This is a genomic window from Rugamonas aquatica (genome assembly GCF_009380215.1).
Taxonomy (GTDB): Bacteria; Pseudomonadota; Gammaproteobacteria; order Burkholderiales; family Burkholderiaceae_D; genus Rugamonas; species Rugamonas aquatica_B.
The window spans coordinates 1-464 of record NZ_WHUG01000049.1; the positions used below are offsets into that span (position 1 = coordinate 1).

Sequence of the window (464 nt, forward strand, 5' to 3'; positions counted from 1 at the left end):
CCGTTTCTTCCCTGACAAAAGAGCTTTACAACCCGAAGGCCTTCTTCACTCACGCGGCATTGCTGGATCAGGCTTGCGCCCATTGTCCAAAATTCCCCACTGCTGCCTCCCGTAGGAGTCTGGACCGTGTCTCAGTTCCAGTGTGGCTGGTCGTCCTCTCAGACCAGCTACTGATCGATGCCTTGGTAGGCTTTTACCCTACCAACTAGCTAATCAGATATCGGCCGCTCCAGGAGCATGAGGTCTTGCGATCCCCCACTTTCATCCTTAGATCGTATGCGGTATTAGCGTAACTTTCGCTACGTTATCCCCCACTCCAGGGTACGTTCCGATATATTACTCACCCGTTCGCCACTCGCCGCCAGGTTGCCCCGCGCTGCCGTTCGACTTGCATGTGTAAGGCATGCCGCCAGCGTTCAATCTGAGCCAGGATCAAACTCTTCAGTTTAATCTCTGTTTATTTG

General features: G+C 53.2%; 1 rRNA gene. It reads right to left on the reverse strand.

Annotation, left to right across the window (positions count from 1 at the left end):
- Positions 1–448 (reverse strand): 16S ribosomal RNA (locus GEV02_RS32595); the annotation flags it as partial.
- Positions 449–464 lie beyond the last annotated feature (16 nt).